We start from the raw sequence: 19,188 nt of genomic DNA, 5'->3' as shown, positions 1-19,188 counted from the left end.
GGGCATGGGACGCGGAACCGAAACTTTCGAGCTCTTACCGGTAACTTCGCGGCAACTTAAGGGCAGCAGAAAGCGCTGTCAATGGGTGCAGCGGCAGTCGGCTGAGGCCTCTGTGCCGCGTTGGAATCGCGTCGAACCTGGGTAGACCCCAGGGACCTGCCCCGTTGCCCGTCGCAAGTTTCTGGATGACCACCGACTCCTGCGAGGTGCCGCCGTGCCCGCGTTCGACCTGCCGCTGACGGAACTGGAGCTCCATCGCCCGGACATCGGGGAGCCCGCCGACTTCGACGCGTTCTGGCTGCGCACCCTGAAGGAGGCCGGCCAGGCGGACCCGCTGGTGTCGGTGCGGCCGGTGGAGACGGGCCTGCGGCTGACGCGGACCTGGGACGTGACGTTCCGGGGGTTCGCGGGCGACCCGGTGCGCGCCTGGTTCAGCAGGCCGGCGGTCTCCGGCGAACCCCTTCCCGCTGTCGTCGAGTTCGCCGGGTACGGACGCGGCCGGGGGCTGCCGCACGAGCGCCTGACGTGGGTGAACGCCGGGTACGCGCACCTGCTCATGGACAATCGCGGGCAGGGCGACGAGTACGGCTGCGGCGGCGACACCCCCGACCCGCACGCCACCGCACCGGGCGGCCCCGGCCCGGCGGTACGCGGCCTGCTCGCTCCCGAGGACTACCACTACCGGCGCCTGATCACGGACGCGGTCCGCGCGGTCACGGCGGTGCGGGAACTGCCCGGCGTCGACCCCGCGCGCATCGTCGCGGCCGGCAACAGCCAGGGCGGCGGACTGGCTCTGGCGGTCGCGGGGCTCGTCCCCGACCTGACGGCGCTGCTCGTCACCGCCCCGCTGCTGTGCGGCATCCGCCGCGCGCTCGACCTCACGGACGCGGGGCCGTACGGCGAGATCGCGTCCTATCTCGCCGTCCACCGGGGCGCCGAGCGCGACGTCTACCGCACCCTCTCCTACGTCGAGGGCGTCTCCTTCGCCCGTCGCGCGCAGGCTCCGGCTCACTTCGGCGTGGGGCTACGGGACACGGTGTGCCCGCCGAGCGGGGCGTACGCCGCGTTCAACCGCTATGCCGAACTGACCGGCACGGCACCGCGCAAGGAGATCCACGCGTATCCGTTCAACGGGCACGAGGGGGGTGACGCGGTGCAGGTGCGGCGTCAACTGGCCTGGATGCGAGAGGTGTTGGGCGGATCGGAGTGATGACCGCAGGGATTTGCGGTCACCCTTCGGGGTTCGTTGACCTGAGGTCCGGCCGGAACTCCGGGTGCGGGACGCCGGCCCGCCCATCGGCCTCGCAATTGGGGGCTACTTCCCGATCGGGGACTCCGCGGTGCAGCCGCCGGCGGTCACCAGACCATCGGCACTCTGCTCCTCGAGCACCTTGCCCTTGTGGATGATCTTGCATGTGACCTGGGCGCCTTCGGGGTCCGCGGCGACCGGCATGACCGCCGCGGGCATGATGCCGCGCAGCGTGACCGTCTTCTTCCAGGGCAGCTCGGGCTTCGACACCGACTCGACCTTCGGCTCCATGGCCTTGCCACCGCCGCCGTGGAACTCGATCGAGTCGACGTTCTTCCCGGTGACCTCGTAGGTGACTTGGTACGTCTCGTCCACTGCCTTGTCGACCTGGTCGACGGCCTCGGAACAGGAGCTGAGAGCGAGCGCGAGACCGGCGGTGGCGCCGACGCAGACGGCTGCACGGATGGTGCGGTTCAAAGGGATCCCCCCGGATCATGAAAGGTCGGATCCGCAGCCAATCGTGAAGGGAGAGCAAAGTCAACTTCACAAAACCCGACGCCGGTGACGCCGGAATCCTGACCGGCGCCCTGCTGCGACAGCCGTAGACAACTGCGCCGCTCGGCGCTAACTTCCGCAACAGCGGGGTGGGAGCGCTCCCATAAGGGTGGACCGGAACCCGCCCTTCGAGTCGCTCCCACCCCGCGCATCCGCGCACACGCATCCACAGGCCCGTACCTCAAGGAACGGACGATGCTGTCATGATCCTGACAAGAAACCCGGGTGGACCCCCGATTCCCCGATCAGTACTCCCTGCCCGGGCCAGAGCCTTCTTCCTGGTCCTGCTCTCCCTGCTCGTCACCGTTCCGGCCCTCGGCCTGGTCATGACGGCCGGTGGTGAGGCGGAGGCGCACGGCACTCCCATGAAGCCCGGCAGCCGTACCTTCCTGTGCTGGCAGGACGGTCTGACCGACACCGGTGAGATCAAGCCGGTCAACCCGGCGTGCCGGGCCGCACAGCAGGTCAGCGGCACCACGCCGTTCTACAACTGGTTCTCGGTGCTCCGCTCGGACGGCGCCGGCCGCACCCGGGGCTTCGTACCGGACGGCGAGCTGTGCAGCGGCGGCAACACCAACTTCACCGGGTTCAACACGCCCAGCAAGGACTGGCCGCTCACCCACCTCACCTCGGGCGCGACGGTCGACTTCTCGTACAACGCCTGGGCGGCGCACCCGGGTTGGTTCTACGTCTACATCACCAAGGACGGCTTCGACCCGACCAAGACGCTCACCTGGAACGACATGGAGGAGCGGCCGTTCCTGAGTGTCGACCACCCGCCGCTGAACGGCTCCCCGGGCACGGTCGAGGCCAACTACTCCTGGACCGGCAAGCTCCCCGAGGGCAAGTCGGGCCGCCACATCATCTACATGGTCTGGCAGCGCTCCGACAGCCAGGAGACCTTCTACTCCTGCTCGGACGTCGTCTTCGACGGCGGCAAAGGCGAGGTCACCGGCATCAAGCAGCCGGGCACCCCGTCCGAGCCGGTGCCCGGCACCTGCACGGCCACCCGCAAGACGACCGGCAACTGGAACGGCGGCTACCAGTCCGAGGTGACCGTCACCAACACCGGCACCGTCCCGATGCTCGGCTGGATGGTCGACTGGACGCTGCCGTCCGGCCAGAGGATCGAGAGCCTGTGGAGCGGCAACGCCACCTACAACGGCCAGTCGGTGATGGTCCACAACGCAGGCTGGAACGGCTCCCTCGATCCGGGCAAGAGCACGACGTTCGGGTACACGGTCTCCGGCTCGGGCGGTGACAGTACGACGAGCCTGCCCTGCCGGGTCGGCTGAACCGTCGCTTCGGGCGGGCCCGGTGGCCGGTGAGTCCCGGCTACCGGGCCCGCTTGCTCAGTGGACGTGGTGATGCGGCAGCGGCACCGAGTCACCGGCGGCCGGCCGTCGCCAGCAGGCGGCGCAGGGCGGCCTGGCCCGGTGGGCCCCAGGTGGACTTGCCGCCGGGGCGGCCCCGGACGCCGGCCTCGCCGATGAGGATGCAGGCGAGAGCGCGCCCGACGGCCCAGCCGCGGGCGCGGCGCAGGGTCGCGGGGTCCGGGGTCGGCCGGTAGGTGTCGTGGAAGCGGTCGGCGGCGCCGTCCGGCAGCAGGATCCAGGCGGCGGCGAGGTCAAGGGCCGGGTCGCCCGCGCAGAGGGCGCCGAAGTCGATCACGCCGCAGAAGGTGCCGTCGGCGGTGAGGATGTTGGCCGGGTGCAGGTCGCCGTGGAGCCACATCGCCGGGCCCGTCCATTCGGGCGCGGCTGCGGCGTCCTCCCAGACCGCGCGGACCCCGTCCGGGTCCGGGAGCAGTCCCATCTCCGTGGCCGCGGCGAGCTGCTGGGCGAACCCCTCGGCGGTGTCGGACAGGGGGCCGCCGCGGCCACGGTCAAGGGGTGCGTCGTCGGGAGCGGGGCGATGCAGAGCCGTCAGGAACGCGGCCAGGGCCTCGGCCGATTCCGCGGCGCGGGTGGCGGGGGCGCGGTCGGCGGGAGCGCCCTGCACCCAGGTGGTGACGATCCAGGGCCGCGGGAAGCGCTCGGAGGGTTCGCCGAGGCGCTGCGGGACGGGGACCTTCAGCGGCAGGCGCGGGGCGAGGGAGGGGACCCAGGTGTGTTCCTTGCGCAGCAGCGCGTCCGCGGACTGCGTCGCCCACGGCAACCGGACGGCCAGGTCGTCACCGAGGCGCCAGAGCTGGTTGTCCCAGCCGCGCGCGCCGAGCCGCACCGGGCGATCGGCCAGGTCGGGGTGCTGCTCGCGCAGCAGCTCACGGATCAGTGCCGCCGTGATCTCGATCTCGGTGTGGGCCATGCGGCGCAACGTTAGCGGGCGGCGGTCGTGGGAGACGCGCGTGGCCGGAAATCACCGGATCGACGGCCGAGCCGGTCCGTCGGTCCCATATGTCGCTGTTATCCAGGTGTGCGATTCTGTTGTGTGGGTGCCCTGCCGCTCATGTGGGGCGTGGATCCGCCGCGTCGTCGTCGCCTGAGTTCCGGGGACTCCCACCTGCCGGTAGCCACGGCATGGACGGGAGGTGGATGCGGACATGCCCCATCACGGCGATGCCCGGACCGCGGCCCCCGGCCTTCGGGCGCCGGGGAACGGGGGCACCGGTTCGCCTCGCCCCACGCCGGAGTCCGCCGCGCGGGAACGGGTCCTGACGTTCGCCGGGGTGACGCTGGCGGCGGTGTACGTACGGAGCGAGGACGGTGCGGAGCTCCGGCTGGTGGAGTCGGCCGGTGCCGAGCCGGAGCGGTACGGGCTGCCCAGCCGCGTGCGGCACGGCGGGGGCACCTCGCCCGCCCCGGCGCCGGGCTACGCGGAGGCGTCGGGAGACAGCGGGCCTGCCGTGGTCGAGGCCTTTCGCAACGGGCGGCCGCTGTGGCTCGCGGGTCGGCAGGAAGGCGGAGCCGCCGGCGCGCCGCTCGGGGCGGTGCCGCTGGGGGCCGCCGGCGGGTGGCTGGGATGCCTGGTCGTGGTGGGAGAGGCCGGGGAGGGGTTCGGGGCCGAGCAGCGGGAGTTCCTGCGGCGGTATGCCGAGGCGATCGCCGGGCGGCTCCGGGGGGAGGCAGACCGGTCCGCTCCCTCGCCCCTGCTCGATTCCGCCCTGCGTACGCTGGGGGTCGGCTCCTTCGCCCTGGCACCCGGCACCGGGCTGGTCGAGACCGACCCGGCCCTGCTGGAACTGGTCGGCATCCCCGAGGGCGGCTTCGACGGCAAGACCGACACCCTGCTCTCATACAGCGTCCCGGAGGACGTACCGGCCCTGTTGTCGGTTCTCGAACCGGCCCCACAGACACCCGGGCGCCGGGAACTGGAGTTCCGTACCCGCCGGGCCACCGGTGAACTGTGCTGGCTGCGCCTGTCCTGCCGCGTGCTGAAAGGGCCCGACGGCGTCCCGGAGCGGGTGCTGGGTGTGGTGACCGCGGCTCCCGTCCTGCGCCGGAGCGCAAGCGACGTCGCCCGGATCCAGTGGCTGACGGCCGCGCTCGACGACGCCACGACGGTCCGGGACGTCAGCCGCGTGGTGGTCGCCGCGCTGCGCGAGCCGCTGGGTGCCGACCGGGTGGCGCTCGCCGAGCTGCTGGAGGACCGGCTGGCGGTCACCGTGCTCGATCCGCCGGGTGCCGGTGCCTGGCCGGAGCTGTGGCGTTCCGAGTGGCGCTCGGAGTGGCCCGACGCGCCGGTCACCGCCCTGCCCACGCTCCTGGCGGCGCTGCGCGACGGGCGGATGAGCCTGTGGCCGGCGGGTGCCGTGCTGGAACCAGGGCTCGCGGGGATCGGCCCCGGCGGGCTCGCGGTCCTGCCGCTGCCGGCCAAGGGCAGGGTGGCCGGGGTGTGCCTGGTCGGCTGGGACGCGCCGCACGAGTTCGCGCCCGAGGAGCGGGCCCTGCTGACGGCGACCGCGGGGCTGGTGGGACAGGCCCTGATCCGCGCGCACGCCTACGACGCCGAGCAGGAACTCGCGACGATGCTCCAGCGCAGCCTGCTGCCGCGCCGTCTGCCCCTGTTGCCCGGGGGCACCGCCGTGGCCCGCTATCTGCCCGCCCGGCGCGGGCTCCAGGTGGGCGGCGACTGGTACGACGTGATCGCTCTGTCGGAGGGGAAGGTGGCCCTGGTCATCGGTGATGTGCAGGGGCACAGTGCCGGAGCCGCGACGATCATGGGCCAGATGCGCACCGCGGTCCGGGCCTACGCCGTGGAGGGTCATCCGCCGGACGTGGTCGTCGCGCACGCCAACCGGCTGCTCGTGGGCATGGAGACCGACCTGTTCGCCACGTGCTGCTATGTCGAGCTGGACATGGAGGAGGGCAACGCGCTGTTCGTGCGGGCCGGGCATCTGTCCCCGCTGCTGCGTCATCCCGACGGCGGCACGGAGGAGATCACGGTCGAGGGCGGGCTGCCGCTGGGCGTGCTGGAGGACGCGGAGTTCCCGATGACGGCGTTGGCGCTGGCGCCCGGCACGGTGCTCGCGCTGGTGACGGACGGCCTGGTCGAGTCGGCCGAACTGGACCTGGACGAGGGCATGCGGATCGTGGGCGAGGCGCTCGCCGCGGCCGATCCCTCCGACCCGGGGCGGATGGCGGACGACCTGCTCGGCGAGGCCGGCCGCCGGGAGGACGACGTGGCGTTGCTGCTGCTGCGCTACGACGGGATGCGGGTGCGGCCGGTGCGGGCGGGCTGGGTGGTGTGGCGGCTGCCGGACGCGGTCATGCACGCCCGCCGGTTCAGCGCGCGCACGCTGCGTTCGTGGGACGTCGTGGCCGAGGCCGACACCGTGCTGCTGGTGGTGTCCGAACTGGTCACCAACGCGCTCGTGCACACGCAGGGTGCGCTGCGGCTGGACCTGACCCTGGCCGCGGACCGGCTGCGGGTGACCGTGAGCGACTCCTCGCCGCGGGCGCCGGCCAAGCCGGTGGTCGTGGACTGGGAGTCGACCGGCGGCCGGGGGCTCTTCCTGGTGGAGGCGCTGTCGGCGGCCTGGGGCTCGGTGCCGGTCGGGGGCGGCAAGCAGGTGTGGAGCGAGATCGTCGTGTCTCGCCAGGAGCAGGAGGCGGACCGGGAACCGGAAGCGGAGCCGGTCCCGCAACCGTGGGTGGAGCCGGCAGAGGAACGGGAGGCCGGCCGGGACCGGGGCTGGGGCATCGGCCGCAACCGGGGCTGGGGCATCGGCCGCATCCGCGACCGAGGCGGAGGCCGTGCCTCGCGGCGGAACCGGGACCGCGACCAGCCCCGCATCCGAAACGAGAATCCGGGCCCCCCGAGCCCGGACGCGGGCCAAGGCCGACCCCGGGACCCCGCGGCGGCCGGGCCCCGGACCGGAGCAACCCCCGGGGACGAGGCCGGGACAAGGAGGGAGGTCCGGGATGAGGGGCCGTAGGTGGCGGGTGGGGGCCTGGCTCGTCGCGGCTGTCATGGCGGTGGCGTCGGCCGGCTGTACCGAGGACGGCGGGCAGGGCGAGGGCGGGCTCACCATCGGGCTGCTGCTGCCGAGCCGCGCGGTGCCCCGCTGGGAGCAGTCCGACAAGCCCCTGATCGAGAAGCGGGTGAAGGAGCTGTGCCCGCACTGCAGGGTCGTGTACGCCAACGCGGAGAACGACGCGGCGAGCCAGCGGCACCAGATGAACTCCATGATCACCAGGGGTGTGTCCGCCCTGATCCTGGACGTCGTCGACCCCAAGGCGCTGCGCTCCTCGGTCCGCGCGGCGGACCGCGCGGGCATCCCGGTCGTCGCCTATGACCGGCTCGCCGAGGGTCCGATCTCGGGTTTCGTCAGTTTCGACGGCGGCCGGGTCGGCAGGCTCCAGGGCGATGCGCTGCTGAAGGGCATGGGTGCCAGGGCCGACGACGGCGGCGTCGTCATGGTGAACGGCGACCCCTCCAGCCCCAACGCCGCCTGGTACGAGGGCGGGGCCCGGTCCGTGCTCCAGGACAGGGTGCGGATCCTCAAGTCGTACAACACGCTCGGCTGGCGCACGGAGAACGCGCACGACCACATGTCCGCCGCGATCAGCGCCCTCGGCCCGGACGAGATCGACGGGGTGCTCGCGGCCAACGACTCGATCGCCGCCGGCGTCATCGCGGCGCTCAAGAGCGCCCGCGTCTCGCCACTGCCCCCGGTCACCGGCCAGGACGCCGACCTCGACGCCGTGCGGCGCATCGTCAAGGGCGAGCAGTACATGACCGTCTACAAGCCCTTCCGGCAGGAGACCGAGGCGGCCTCCGCCATGGCCGTCGCCCTGGCGCGCGGCAACGACCTCGACGCCCTCGTCACGTCGACCGTGGACAGCCCCACCACAAAGGACGTCCCGGCGGTGCTGCTCGACCCGGTCTCCGTGACGGCCGAGACCGTCGGGCAGACGCTCGTCCGGGACGGCGTCTACACGATCGACCAGATCTGCACCCCGAAGCTCCGGTCGGCCTGCGACCGGATCGGGCTCACCCGGTGAGGGAGGTGATCCCCTGTGGTCCATCCACCCGTACTGGCGTTGCGTGGCATCTCCAAGCGGTTCGGCGGCGTACAGGCGCTCGTCGACGTCGACCTCCAGGTCCGGGCCGGTGAGGTCGTGGCCCTGGCGGGCGACAACGGCGCCGGCAAGTCCACGCTGATCAAGGTGATCTCGGGCGTGAGCCCCGCCGACCGGGGCGTCATCGAGTGGGAGGGGCGCCTCGTGCAGATCAAACGCCCGCACGACGCCCACGCCCTGGGCATCGCGACCGTTTACCAGGACCTCGCCATGTGCGACAACCTCGATGTCGTGGGCAATCTCTTCCTCGGCCGGGAGATCGACCGGGTGGGCGTCCTCGACGAGGTGGAGATGGAGCGCCGGGCCCGCGATCTGATGCGGGCCCTGTCGATCCGTATCCCCGACGTGCGCATGCCGGTCGCCGCGCTCTCCGCCGGGCAGCGGCAGGCCGTCGCGATCTCCCGCTCGCTCATGGGCGCGCCCAAGGTCCTGCTGCTCGACGAGCCCACCGCCGCCCTCGGGGTCGAGCAGACCAGCCATCTGCTCGACCTCATCGAGGAGGTGCGCGACCGCGGTATGGCGATCATCCTCATCAGTCACAACATGGGCGACATCAAGGCCGTCGCGGACCGGGTCGCCGTACTGCGGCTGGGCCGCAACAACGGTCTGTTCGACGTGAGCACCGTGACGCAGGAGCAGATCATCTCCTCCGTCACCGGGGCGGCGGACAACGCCGTGGCGCATCGCACGAAGGGCAACGAGGAGGCGTGGCCGTGACCGGGGGCGGGCCGCACCGGGGCGGCGGAACCGCCGGGACGGGCGGCGGCGCCGGGCCGGTCGCACCCGGCCGCGGGCCGCGCACCCGCGGCTGGCCCGGCAGTCTGCGCGACTACGCCCTGGAGATGCGCGGCAGTGTGCGGGACGCCGAGCGCGGGCCGCTGCTGGTGGTCGCCGGGCTGATCGTGATCTGGATCGTCTTCCAGGCGCTGGACGACAAGTTCCTCTCGCCGCGCAACCTGTCCAACCTGAGCGTGGACATCGTCGGGACCGGTCTGGTCGCCGTCGGCATCGTGTTCGTGCTGCTGATCCGGGAGATCGATCTGTCGGTCGGCTCGGTCAGCGGCCTGGCGGGGGCCGCCTTCGCGGTGCTGAACGTGAACCACGGGATGCCGGAGGGGCTCGCGGTGATCGTGGCGATCGCCGCGGGCATGGCGGTGGGCGCCTTCCACGGGTTGTTCTTCGCCTGGCTCGGCGTGCCCGCGTTCGTCGTGACCCTCGCGGGGCTGCTGATCTGGAACGGCCTGACGCTCGACCTGCTGGGCGCGAGCGGCACCATCAACATCGACGAGGAGGGCCTGGTCGCTTCCCTGACCAGCCGGCACTTCGATGACGACGTGGCGGCCTACGCGGTGGCGGCGCTCGGCACGGCCGGATACTTCCTGGCCGCCCACCGCAAGCGCGCCCGGCACCGGGCCGCCGGGATGCCGTACCGGCCGACGGTTGAGATCTGGTTGCGCACCGGTGTCCTCGCGGTGCTCGTCTTCGCCGCGGCCCACACGCTCAACCGGTTCCAGGGGCTGCCGCTCGCGCTGCTGATCTTCCTGGTGGTCCTCGTCGTCTCGGACTACGTGCTGCGCCGCACCCGTTGGGGGCGGCGGGTGTACGCGCTCGGTGGCGGGGTCGAGGCGGCGCGGCGGGCGGGCATCGCCGTGGAGCGGGTGCGGGTCGCGATGTTCATGGTGTCGGGGACGCTGGCCGCGATCGGCGGGCTGTTCGTGGCCTCGGGCCTGACCTCGGCGAGCCCCACGACGGCCCGCGCCGCCGGTTCCGGGATGCTGCTGATCAACGCGATCGCCGCGGCCGTCATCGGCGGTACGAGCCTGTTCGGCGGGCGTGGCTCGCCCTGGTCCGTGCTGCTCGGTGTGCTGGTCATCCAGTCGATCGCCTCGGGCATGGGGCTGCTGGGAGTGGAGGACGCCGTGCAGTTCATGATCACGGGTGGGGTGCTGCTGACCGCCGTCGCGGCCGACGCGCTCTCCAGACGCGCGGCGGCCCGGCGGGGCCGCCCCTGAGTCATGAATTTATCCCGAAATGCCTAAGAAACAGCAAAGATGGGTAAGGGGCGGAGTGCCATGAAACCCAGCCGCCTCGTCCGGGCGGCCGTGGCCGCCACGGCCGTCGCAGGCCTGGTCCTCGCCGGTTGCGGTGACACGGACCCGCCCGGCGGCGAGCAGGCCGACCTCAGCGTGCTCGCCACGGACGTGCCCCAGGTGCAGACCCTGAAGAAGCTCACCAAGAAGCACTTCACCGCGGAGACCGGCATCACGGTCGACTACACCCTGCTGCCGGAGAACGAGGCGCGGGAGCGGATGAACCGCGAGTTCGCGACCCAGGCCGGCCACTACGACGTGGCGAGCGTGAGCGCCTACGAGGTGCCGATCTACTCGGACAACGGCTGGCTCGCCCCGCTGGACTCCTATGTGAAGGCCGACGAGGACTTCGACCAGGGCGACGTCTTCCCGAACCTGATGTCCTCGCTGACCGGCGAGGACGGCAGGCTCTACGCCGAGCCGTTCTACGGCGAGGGCTCCTTCCTGATGTACCGCAAGGACCTCTTCCGCAAGGACGGGCTGACCATGCCGCCGAACCCGACCTGGGAGCAGGTAGCCGATCTCGCCGCCCAGGTCGACGGCACCGACGGCGCGAGCGGCATCTGCCTGCGCGGCCTGCCCGGCTGGGGCCAGAACCTCGCCCCCATCAACACGGTCGTCAACACCTTCGGCGGCACCTGGTACGACATGGACTGGAACGCGCGCCTGACCTCACCCGAGTTCAAGAAGGCCGTCGGCTTCTACGTCGACCTACTGCGCTCCCACGGCCAGCCCGGCGCCGAACGGATGGGCGTGCTGGAGATCCTCGACCGCTTCGTCGCGGGCAAGTGCGCCATGATGTACGACGCCACGTCGCTGGCCTCGTCGATCGAGGCCGACGGTTCCTCGGTCAAGGGCAAGGTCGGCTACGTCCCGGCCCCGCACGACCGGACCGAGAAGGCCGGCTGGCTGTGGACCTGGGCGTGGGGCGTCCAGCAGGCCTCCGACGACAAGGACGCCGCCTGGGAGTTCATCTCCTGGGCCTCCTCCAAGGAGTACCAGGAGCTGGTCGGGCAGGAGGTGGGCTGGACCGCGGCGCCCGCCGGGAACCGCAAGTCGCTCTACGCCAACCCCGAGTACCAGCAGGCGGCCGGCGCCTGGTACCGGCAGGAGTACACGGCGGCGACCGACTCCGCCGACCCGAAGAACCCCGGCGTCGCCCCCCGCCCCTACACCGGCATCGGCTTCCTGGGCATTCCCGAGTTCGCCGTGCTCGGTACGGCGGTCTCCGAGCAGATCGCCGCGGCCATCGCCGGGCAGCAGTCGGTGGACACGGCCCTGGACAAGTCGCAGGACCTCGCTCAGGCAGCGGCGGCGAAGTACCGGGGCGAGTGACCCGGCGGTCACCGCTGCTCGGAGAGCCCCAGTGCCCCGGCCGGCGACGGCAGTTCACCCTTCGTCTGCCGAGCGGGAGGAAGGTCCACGGTGAACTCGGTGTGTCCCGGCGCGCTGCGCACACCCGCGTGCCCGCCGTGCGCGGACGCGATCGCCTCGACGACGGCCAGGCCGAGCCCGGATCCCGCGGCTTCCGGGCCGCTGCGCGAGCGGGAGACGTCGGCGCGCGTGAAGCGGTCGAACACGGCGGCGAGGAGGTGCGGCGGGATGCCGGGACCGTCGTCGCGGACGCGGACGATGCGGCGCGACGCGGTGGACTCCACCGCGGCCACGACCGTGGTGCCGGGCGGGGTGTGCGCACGGGCGTTGGCGAGGAGGTTCGCCACGGCCTTGCGCAGGGCCGGTTCGTCGCCGGTGACCAGGACCGGCGCGTCGAGGCGCAGCGCCAGTCGCCAGGCGTGGTCCGCGTCCGCCGCCCGCGCCTGCCGCACGGCCTCGGCGACCAGCGCCGCCAGGTCCACCTCGGCGGACGGCAGGGGGCGGCCCTCGTCCAGCCGGGCCAGCAGCAGGAGGTCCTCGACCAGGACCGTCATGCGCGCCGACTCGGCGGCGACCCGGCGCCAGGCCGGCGCCGGGTCGACCGGGCCGGTGCCGCGGTTCATGAGCTCCGCGTAACCGACGATGGACGCCAGCGGGGTACGGAGTTCGTGGCCGGCGTCGGCCAGGAAGCGGCGCATGCGTTCCTCACCGCGGCGCAGCCGCTCCTCGCCCCGGCGGCATTCGGCACGGGCGGTCTCGGCATGGTCGATCATGCGGTTGAGCGCGGCGGCGACCCGCCCCGCCTCGCTGCCGGGGCCGGTGTCCGCCTCGGGCACCCGGGGCAGCCGGTCGCGGCCGAGCGGCGTCCGGGCGACCTCGGCGGCGATGGCGGCGACCCGGCCGAGGGGACGCGGCTGACGCCGTACGACGACGGCACAGGCGCAGCCCGCGACGGCGAGCCCGGCCGCTGCGACGACCGCCTCGACCACGGCCAGGCGGTGCGTCATCTCCTGTACGTCGCTTAGGGGGTGTCCGGCGAGGACACGGACCCCGCCCGCGTCCAGGCCCGTGACCCGGTAGGTGCCGAGGCCGGGGACGGTCCGGGTGTGGGGCGTGCCGTCGGGGGCGAGGCCGCGCAGGGCGGTGCGCTGGCCGGGGGTCAGGCTCCGCGGTGGGGCGTCCTGGCCGGTCACCGCCCCGGCCGTGACCGCGCCGTGCGCGTCGAGCCGGGCCGCGAGCAGCCCGCCGGGGTGCCCGGTCCCGTCGAGGAACGCCAGGTCCCGGTCGTCGTCCGGCCGCAGCGAGGCATGGGCCAGACCGTGTTCGGCGGCGTCCATGACCCGGCCGTCCAGACGGTCCAGCAGATACGCCCGCTGCGCGAGGACGCCGGCGAGCGCCATCGCGGCACAGACGGCGACGAGGGCGGCACCGATACGGACGAGGAGCCGGGTGCGCAGTGACCCAGGGGTGCCAGACATGTACCGATCCTGTCCCGGCCCGCTGGGGGAACCCTGTGTTCAGCCTGAGCGCGGGCGATGACCCCGTGCCGGCGGCCACCCGGCCCTGGCCTCAACGGCGCGGGCCGCGCCCCCGGTCACCCGGGAACGCGGCCCTCGAACTGCCGTGAACTGCCTTGCCGCTCCGCTTACTTGCGGATCAGGCTGCGCAGCACGTACTGCATGATGCCGCCGTTGCGGTAGTAGTCCGCCTCACCGGGGGTGTCGATGCGGACGACCGCGTCGAACTCGACGCCGGTGTCGGTGGTGACCTTCACCGTGCGCGGGGTGGTGCCCTCGTTGAGCTCGGTGACGCCGGTGATGGAGAAGGTCTCCTCGCCGGTCAGGCCGAGGGACTGGGCCGAGGCGCCCTCCGGGAACTGGAGCGGCAGGACGCCCATGCCGATGAGGTTCGAGCGGTGGATGCGCTCGTACGACTCGGCGATGACGGCCTTGACGCCGAGGAGCGCGGTGCCCTTGGCGGCCCAGTCGCGGGACGAGCCGGAGCCGTACTCCTTGCCGGCCAGGACGACCAGCTGGATGCCGGCGGCCTGGTAGTTCTGCGAGGCGTCGTAGATGAAGGAGACCGGGCCGCCCTCCTGCGTGAAGTCACGCGTGTAGCCGCCCTCGGTGCCCGGCGCGATCTGGTTGCGCAGGCGGATGTTGGCGAACGTACCGCGGATCATGACCTCGTGGTTGCCGCGGCGGGAGCCGTAGGAGTTGAAGTCGCGACGCTCGACGCCGTGCTCGGTGAGGTACTTGCCCGCCGGGGTGTCGGCCTTGATCGCACCGGCCGGGGAGATGTGGTCGGTGGTGACCGAGTCGCCCAGCTTGGCCAGCACGCGGGCGCCGGAGATGTCGGAGACCGGGGTGGTCTCCATCGTCATGCCCTCGAAGTACGGGGGCTTGCGGACGTACGTCGACCGCGGGTCCCACTCGAACGTGTTGCCGGTCGGGATCGGCAGCGCCTGCCACTGGGCGTCGCCCGCGAAGACGTCCGAGTAGGACTTGGAGAACATGTCCTCGCCGATGGCGTTGGCGACGACGTCGTTCACCTCGGCCTCGGAGGGCCAGATGTCCTTCAGGAAGACCGGGTTGCCGTCCTGGTCGGTGCCCAGGGCGTCACGGGTGATGTCCACCTTCATGGAGCCCGCGAGGGCGTAGGCCACGACCAGCGGCGGGGACGCCAGGTAGTTCATCTTGACGTCGGGGTTGATACGGCCCTCGAAGTTCCGGTTGCCGGAGAGGACCGAGGTGACCGCGAGGTCGTGGTCGTTGACGGCCTTGGAGACCTCCTCCGGCAGCGGGCCGGAGTTGCCGATGCAGGTGGTGCAGCCGTAGCCGACGAGGTTGAAGCCGACCTTGTCGAGGTACGGGGTCAGGCCCGCCTTGTCGAAGTAGTCGGTGACGACCTTCGAACCCGGGGCGAGGGTGGTCTTGACCCACGGCTTGCGGGTCAGGCCCTTCTCGACCGCCTTCTTGGCCACCAGGGCGGCGGCGACCATGACGTACGGGTTGGAGGTGTTGGTGCAGGAGGTGATGGCCGCGACCGTCACCGCGCCGTGGTCGATCTCGTACGTCGAGCCGTCGGGGGCGGTCACGGTGACCGGGTTGGACGGGGCGCCGTTCGGGGCGACGGCCGGGGCGTCGGAGGCCGGGAAGGACTCCTGGCCCGCCTCGTCCACGCTGTCGACGTAGTTGCGTACGTCCTGCTTGAACTGCTCGGCGGCGCCTGCGAGGACGATACGGTCCTGCGGGCGCTTCGGGCCGGCGATGGACGGCACGACCGTCGACAGGTCGAGCTCCAGCTTCTCGGAGAAGTCGGGCTCGGCCTTCGGGTCCAGCCAGAGGCCCTGCTCCTTGGCGTACGCCTCGACGAGGGCGAGCTGCTGCTCCGAGCGGCCCGTCAGCTTCAGGTACTTGATGGTCTCGTCGTCGATCGGGAAGATCGCGGCGGTGGAGCCGAACTCCGGCGACATGTTGCCGATGGTGGCGCGGTTGGCGAGGCTCGTCGCCGCCACACCCTCGCCGTAGAACTCGACGAACTTGCCGACGACGCCGTGCTTGCGCAGCATCTCGGTGATGGTCAGCACGAGGTCGGTGGCGGTGGTGCCGGGGGTGAGCTCACCGGTGAGCTTGAAGCCGACGACGCGCGGGATGAGCATGGAGACCGGCTGGCCGAGCATCGCGGCCTCGGCCTCGATGCCGCCGACGCCCCAGCCCAGCACACCGAGGCCGTTGACCATGGTGGTGTGCGAGTCGGTGCCGACGAGCGTGTCGGGGTACGCCTGGCCGCCTCGCACCATCACGGTCCGGGCCAGGTGCTCGATGTTCACCTGGTGGACGATGCCGGTGCCGGGCGGGACGACCTTGAACTCGTCGAACGCGGTCTGACCCCAGCGCAGGAACTGGTAGCGCTCGCGGTTGCGGCCGTACTCCAGCTCGACGTTCTGCGCGAAGGCCTCGTTCGTGCCGAACTTGTCGGCGATGACGGAGTGGTCGATGACCAGCTCGGCCGGCGCCAGCGGGTTGATCTTCGCCGGGTCGCCGCCCAGCTCCTTCACGGCCTCACGCATGGTCGCGAGGTCCACGACACAGGGAACGCCCGTGAAGTCCTGCATGATCACGCGGGCCGGCGTGAACTGGATCTCCTGCGACGGCTGGGCCTGCGAGTCCCAGCCGCCGAGGGCGCGGATGTGGTCGGCGGTGATGTTCGCGCCGTCCTCGGTGCGGAGCAGGTTCTCCAGCAGGACCTTGAGGCTGTACGGAAGGCGGGCCGAGCCCTCCACCTTGTCCAGCCGGAAGATCTCGTACGACTCGTCGCCCACCTGCAGCGTGCTGCGGGCGTCGAAGCTGTTCGCCGACACGACAGTCTCCTTCATTGATGTGCGCGTACCACCACGATCCTGCCGCCACGGCATCTCGACCGATCCGCTAAGGTAAGGCTAAGTTAGGTGAGCCTTACCGGGGTGGCGGCTGCGGTGCTCCTCGGCAGATATCTCGATGTCGAGATAACTCTAGTACACCGAGGCCGGTTGGTCATGCCCCGGCGTCCGCCATGCGGTCATACGCGCCCCTCTCCGGGGTATCCGAACCAGGTATCCACGCCACGAACGGAGAGGAGACAGGCATGCCACTCACGTTCCGCAAGAGTTTCCGGATCCTTCCGGGGGTGCGTCTGAACATCAACAAGCGCTCCTGGTCCATCACGACCGGCGGCGGAAAGAACGGCCCGCGTTACACCCGCAGCAGTACGGGACGTCGTACGACATCGATGGATTTGCCCGGACCTTTCGGGTGGCGACGTACGCGCACCACTCGCCGACCCTGAAGCCACCAGGGACGATTGACTTCCCGTCACCCGAACGGACCCCCCGGTCGGGCACCATCTCATATCTGAGATAACCTCAACCGCATGGCAGACGACTACCTCGTACGCATCGGCAAGCTCATCCGTGACGCCCGTCAGCACCGGGGCTGGACCCAGTCGCAGCTGGCCGAGGCACTCGGAACCAGCCAGAGTGCCGTGAACCGGATCGAGCGCGGCAACCAGAACATCAGCCTTGAGATGATCGCGCGCATCGGGGAGGCCCTCGACAGCGAGATCGTGTCCCTCGGCTACGCCGGTCCGATGCACCTGCGGGTCGTCGGCGGTCGCCGGCTCTCCGGCGCCATCGACGTCAAGACGAGCAAGAACGCGTGTGTCGCACTGCTGTGCGCCTCACTGCTCAACCAGGGGCGCACGGTGCTGCGCCGCGTCGCCCGTATCGAGGAGGTGTACCGCCTCCTGGAGGTGCTGGGCTCGATCGGCGTGCGCACCCGGTGGATCAACGACGGTGTCGACCTGGAGATCGTGCCGTCGGCCGAGCTGGACCTGGCGTCGATCGACGCGGACGCGGCCCGCCGCACCCGCTCCATCATCATGTTCCTCGGTCCGCTGCTGCACCGCATGGACCACTTCAAGCTGCCCTACGCCGGCGGCTGCGACCTCGGCACGCGCACGGTCGAGCCGCACATGATCGCGCTGCGCCGGTTCGGTCTGGACATCGCCGCCACCGAGGGCCAGTACCACGCCGTGGTGGACCGCTCGGTCCGCCCCGACCGTCCGATCGTGCTGACCGAGCGCGGCGACACGGTGACCGAGAACGCGCTGCTCGCCGCCGCCCGGCACGACGGCATCACCGTCATCCGCAACGCGTCCTCCAACTACATGGTCCAGGACCTGTGCTTCTTCCTGGAGGCCCTCGGCGTCAAGGTCGACGGCATCGGCACCACCACGCTCACGGTGCACGGCGTGCCGACCATCGACGTCGACGTGGACTACTCCCCCTCCGAGGACCCGGTCGAGGCGATGAGCCTGGTCGCGGCGGCCGTGGTCACCGAGTCGGAGCTGACGGTGCGTCGGGTGCCGATCGAGTTCCTGGAGATCGAGCTGGCCGTGCTGGAGGAGATGGGCCTCGACCACGACCGCACGCCCGAGTACTTCGCCGACAACGGCCGCACCCGGCTGGTCGACCTCACCGTCCGGCCCTCCAAGCTGGAGGCGCCGATCGACAAGATCCACCCCATGCCGTTCCCCGGCCTGAACATCGACAACGTCCCGTTCTTCGCGGCCATCGCGGCGGTCGCCCAGGGCAAGACCCTCATCCACGACTGGGTCTACGACAACCGCGCGATCTACCTGACGGACCTGAACCGCCTCGGCGGCCGCCTCCAGCTCCTCGACCCGCACCGCGTCCTGGTCGAGGGCCCGACCCGCTGGCGCGCCGCCGAGATGATGTGCCCGCCCGCCCTGCGCCCCGCCGTGGTCGTCCTCCTGGCGATGATGGCGGCCGAGGGCACGTCGGTGCTGCGCAACGTGTATGTCATCAACCGGGGTTACGAGGACCTGGCGGAGCGGCTGAACTCGATCGGGGCGCAGATCGAGACGTTCCGGGACATCTAGACTCGGGGAGACCACCCAGCCGTCGCGCTCAGGGGAGCGCGACGGCGCTCTGGCCGGCTGCGACGCGAAGAAGGTCCAGCTTCCCCGCGTCGCTGCTTGCGGCCGCTGCCGTGTAGGTGACCATGCGCAGGTCGGCGCCGGGAACGATGAGGACGTCGCAGTCGAGCTGGATGTCGCCGATCTCCGGATGCCGGATGGTCTTGCGGTCGCTGGTGTGCTGGGCGGCGGTCGTCTGCGTGGCCCAGTGATGGGCGAAGGCCTCGGACACGCCTCGCAGTTCCCGTACGAGACGATCGAGCTGGGCGTCCCCGGGATAGCGGGACACCGCGTCCTTGAGGTCGGCGACGATCGACGCCTCGAAGACGCCCGGTCCGCGCTCGGATCGGACGGGCGGCATCGCGGCGTGTGCGACGCCGTCGCCGAAGAGCGCACGGGCGAGGTTCCGTTCGGCGGGCGGGACGACGGCGGCGTCGCCGAACACGGCGCTCCACATGGTGTTCCACCACACCAGCGTCCAGTCCGCGCTGAACACGCCGATCGGGACGTCGCCCAGTCGCGCGGCGAGCCGTTGGATGCCCGGGGGCACATGGGTGCTGACCGTCCCGTCCTGCGGCGGCAGGAGCCCGGCGCTTCGGTACAGCTGGTCGCGCTCGGCACGGGAGAGCTGAAGGGCCCGTGCGAGGGCGCCGACGACCTGGGCCGAGGGGTTCTTCGCGCGTCCCTGTTCCAGCCGCAGGACGTAGTCGACGGAGAGCCCGGCCAGTTGTGCGAGCTCCTCGCGGCGCAGTCCCGGGGCACGACGGCCGTCCGTCACGGCGAAGCCGGCGTCGGCCGGAGCGAGGCGGTCTCGCCAGGCGCGCACGAGGGCGCCGAAAGGTGAGCGGGAGGAAGCCATGAGGGTCATTCTCGCCGCGCGGACCGAGATGAGCCTGGGTACTGCCAGTCCTGGTGACGG

At 71.6% G+C, this 19,188-nt stretch carries 14 protein-coding genes; 9 read left to right on the top strand and 5 right to left on the bottom strand.

The genetic code is table 11. The features are described 5' to 3' along the window. Positions 1-214 precede the first annotated feature (214 nt). A complete protein-coding gene (locus ACIBNA_RS18140; protein ID WP_399166188.1) occupies positions 215-1,210 on the top strand; it encodes an acetylxylan esterase in 996 nt (331 codons plus the stop codon). Positions 1,211-1,315: 105 nt separating this feature from the next. Here the strand turns inward: ACIBNA_RS18140 and ACIBNA_RS18135 are convergent, their stop codons facing one another. Then, the gene (locus ACIBNA_RS18135; RefSeq protein WP_399166187.1) at positions 1,316-1,726 is read right to left on the bottom strand and encodes an MmpS family transport accessory protein; all 411 of its coding nucleotides are present in this window, start codon (positions 1,724-1,726) and stop codon (positions 1,316-1,318) included. Between the two features lie 281 nt (positions 1,727-2,007). Between ACIBNA_RS18135 and ACIBNA_RS18130 the strand changes: the two genes are divergently transcribed. Beyond that, positions 2,008-3,099 (top strand): lytic polysaccharide monooxygenase, encoded by a 1,092-nt coding sequence (locus tag ACIBNA_RS18130; RefSeq protein WP_399166186.1) that lies wholly within the window; start codon positions 2,008-2,010, stop codon positions 3,097-3,099. Between the two features lie 91 nt (positions 3,100-3,190). Here ACIBNA_RS18130 and ACIBNA_RS18125 read toward each other — a convergent pair whose 3' ends face one another. Then, complete coding sequence (locus ACIBNA_RS18125; RefSeq protein ID WP_399166185.1) at positions 3,191-4,111, bottom strand: aminoglycoside phosphotransferase family protein; 921 nt, start codon at positions 4,109-4,111, stop codon at positions 3,191-3,193. A gap of 235 nt (positions 4,112-4,346) precedes the next feature. On the opposite strand from ACIBNA_RS18125, the gene ACIBNA_RS18120 reads away from it, so the two are divergent. From ACIBNA_RS18120 to ACIBNA_RS18100, 5 genes are read left to right on the top strand one after another with little or no spacing between them, the layout of a single operon-like run. Further along, a complete protein-coding gene (locus tag ACIBNA_RS18120) occupies positions 4,347-7,181 on the top strand; it encodes a SpoIIE family protein phosphatase (protein ID WP_399166184.1) in 2,835 nt (944 codons plus the stop codon). Further along, on the top strand, positions 7,168-8,250 hold the full coding sequence (locus ACIBNA_RS18115) for a substrate-binding domain-containing protein (RefSeq protein ID WP_399166183.1): 1,083 nt from the start codon (positions 7,168-7,170) through the stop codon (positions 8,248-8,250). The genes ACIBNA_RS18120 and ACIBNA_RS18115 overlap by 14 nt, the downstream gene beginning before the upstream one ends. A gap of 15 nt (positions 8,251-8,265) precedes the next feature. Continuing rightward, positions 8,266-9,045 (top strand): ATP-binding cassette domain-containing protein, encoded by a 780-nt coding sequence (locus tag ACIBNA_RS18110; protein ID WP_399166182.1) that lies wholly within the window; start codon positions 8,266-8,268, stop codon positions 9,043-9,045. Next, a complete protein-coding gene (locus tag ACIBNA_RS18105; protein ID WP_399166181.1) occupies positions 9,036-10,340 on the top strand; it encodes a sugar ABC transporter permease in 1,305 nt (434 codons plus the stop codon). The genes ACIBNA_RS18110 and ACIBNA_RS18105 overlap by 10 nt, the downstream gene beginning before the upstream one ends. 60 nt (positions 10,341-10,400) lie before the next feature. Continuing rightward, positions 10,401-11,753 (top strand): ABC transporter substrate-binding protein, encoded by a 1,353-nt coding sequence (locus ACIBNA_RS18100; protein ID WP_399166180.1) that lies wholly within the window; start codon positions 10,401-10,403, stop codon positions 11,751-11,753. A gap of 8 nt (positions 11,754-11,761) precedes the next feature. Here ACIBNA_RS18100 and ACIBNA_RS18095 read toward each other — a convergent pair whose 3' ends face one another. Continuing rightward, the gene (locus tag ACIBNA_RS18095; protein ID WP_399166179.1) at positions 11,762-13,270 is read right to left on the bottom strand and encodes a sensor histidine kinase; all 1,509 of its coding nucleotides are present in this window, start codon (positions 13,268-13,270) and stop codon (positions 11,762-11,764) included. Between the two features lie 167 nt (positions 13,271-13,437). After that, a complete protein-coding gene (gene acnA, locus ACIBNA_RS18090) occupies positions 13,438-16,155 on the bottom strand; it encodes an aconitate hydratase AcnA (RefSeq protein WP_399166178.1) in 2,718 nt (905 codons plus the stop codon). Positions 16,156-16,418: 263 nt separating this feature from the next. Between acnA and ACIBNA_RS18085 the strand changes: the two genes are divergently transcribed. Then, positions 16,419-16,619 carry a DUF4236 domain-containing protein gene (locus ACIBNA_RS18085; protein ID WP_359188469.1) on the top strand — a complete coding sequence of 67 codons (201 nt, stop codon included), beginning with the start codon at positions 16,419-16,421 and terminating at the stop codon, positions 16,617-16,619. Positions 16,620-16,703: 84 nt separating this feature from the next. Next, complete coding sequence (locus ACIBNA_RS18080) at positions 16,704-18,233, top strand: helix-turn-helix domain-containing protein (protein WP_399166177.1); 1,530 nt, start codon at positions 16,704-16,706, stop codon at positions 18,231-18,233. Between the two features lie 28 nt (positions 18,234-18,261). Here the strand turns inward: ACIBNA_RS18080 and ACIBNA_RS18075 are convergent, their stop codons facing one another. After that, positions 18,262-19,128, bottom strand: a complete 867-nt coding sequence (locus ACIBNA_RS18075) for a helix-turn-helix transcriptional regulator (RefSeq protein WP_399166176.1) — start codon at positions 19,126-19,128, stop codon at positions 18,262-18,264. Positions 19,129-19,188: the final 60 nt, after the last annotated feature.

It is taken from the genome of Streptomyces sp. NPDC050164, from assembly GCF_044459945.1.
Lineage (GTDB): Bacteria > Actinomycetota > Actinomycetes > Streptomycetales > Streptomycetaceae > Streptomyces > Streptomyces coeruleorubidus_A.
This window is presented reverse-complemented; position numbering and strand designations above follow the sequence as displayed.

What these genes read in the sequence shown, in the direction of transcription:
- ACIBNA_RS18115 (WP_399166183.1), top strand. Translation starts at nt 7,168, where the DNA reads ATGAGGGGCCGTAGGTGGCGGGTGGGGGCCTGGCTCGTCGCGGCTGTC.
- ACIBNA_RS18085 (WP_359188469.1), top strand. Translation starts at nt 16,419, where the DNA reads ATGCCACTCACGTTCCGCAAGAGTTTCCGGATCCTTCCGGGGGTGCGT.
- ACIBNA_RS18095 (WP_399166179.1), bottom strand. Translation starts at nt 13,270, where the DNA reads ATGTCTGGCACCCCTGGGTCACTGCGCACCCGGCTCCTCGTCCGTATC.
- ACIBNA_RS18130 (WP_399166186.1), top strand. Translation starts at nt 2,008, where the DNA reads ATGATCCTGACAAGAAACCCGGGTGGACCCCCGATTCCCCGATCAGTA.
- ACIBNA_RS18080 (WP_399166177.1), top strand. Translation starts at nt 16,704, where the DNA reads ATGGCAGACGACTACCTCGTACGCATCGGCAAGCTCATCCGTGACGCC.
- ACIBNA_RS18125 (WP_399166185.1), bottom strand. Translation starts at nt 4,111, where the DNA reads ATGGCCCACACCGAGATCGAGATCACGGCGGCACTGATCCGTGAGCTG.
- ACIBNA_RS18100 (WP_399166180.1), top strand. Translation starts at nt 10,401, where the DNA reads ATGAAACCCAGCCGCCTCGTCCGGGCGGCCGTGGCCGCCACGGCCGTC.
- ACIBNA_RS18120 (WP_399166184.1), top strand. Translation starts at nt 4,347, where the DNA reads ATGCCCCATCACGGCGATGCCCGGACCGCGGCCCCCGGCCTTCGGGCG.
- ACIBNA_RS18075 (WP_399166176.1), bottom strand. Translation starts at nt 19,128, where the DNA reads ATGGCTTCCTCCCGCTCACCTTTCGGCGCCCTCGTGCGCGCCTGGCGA.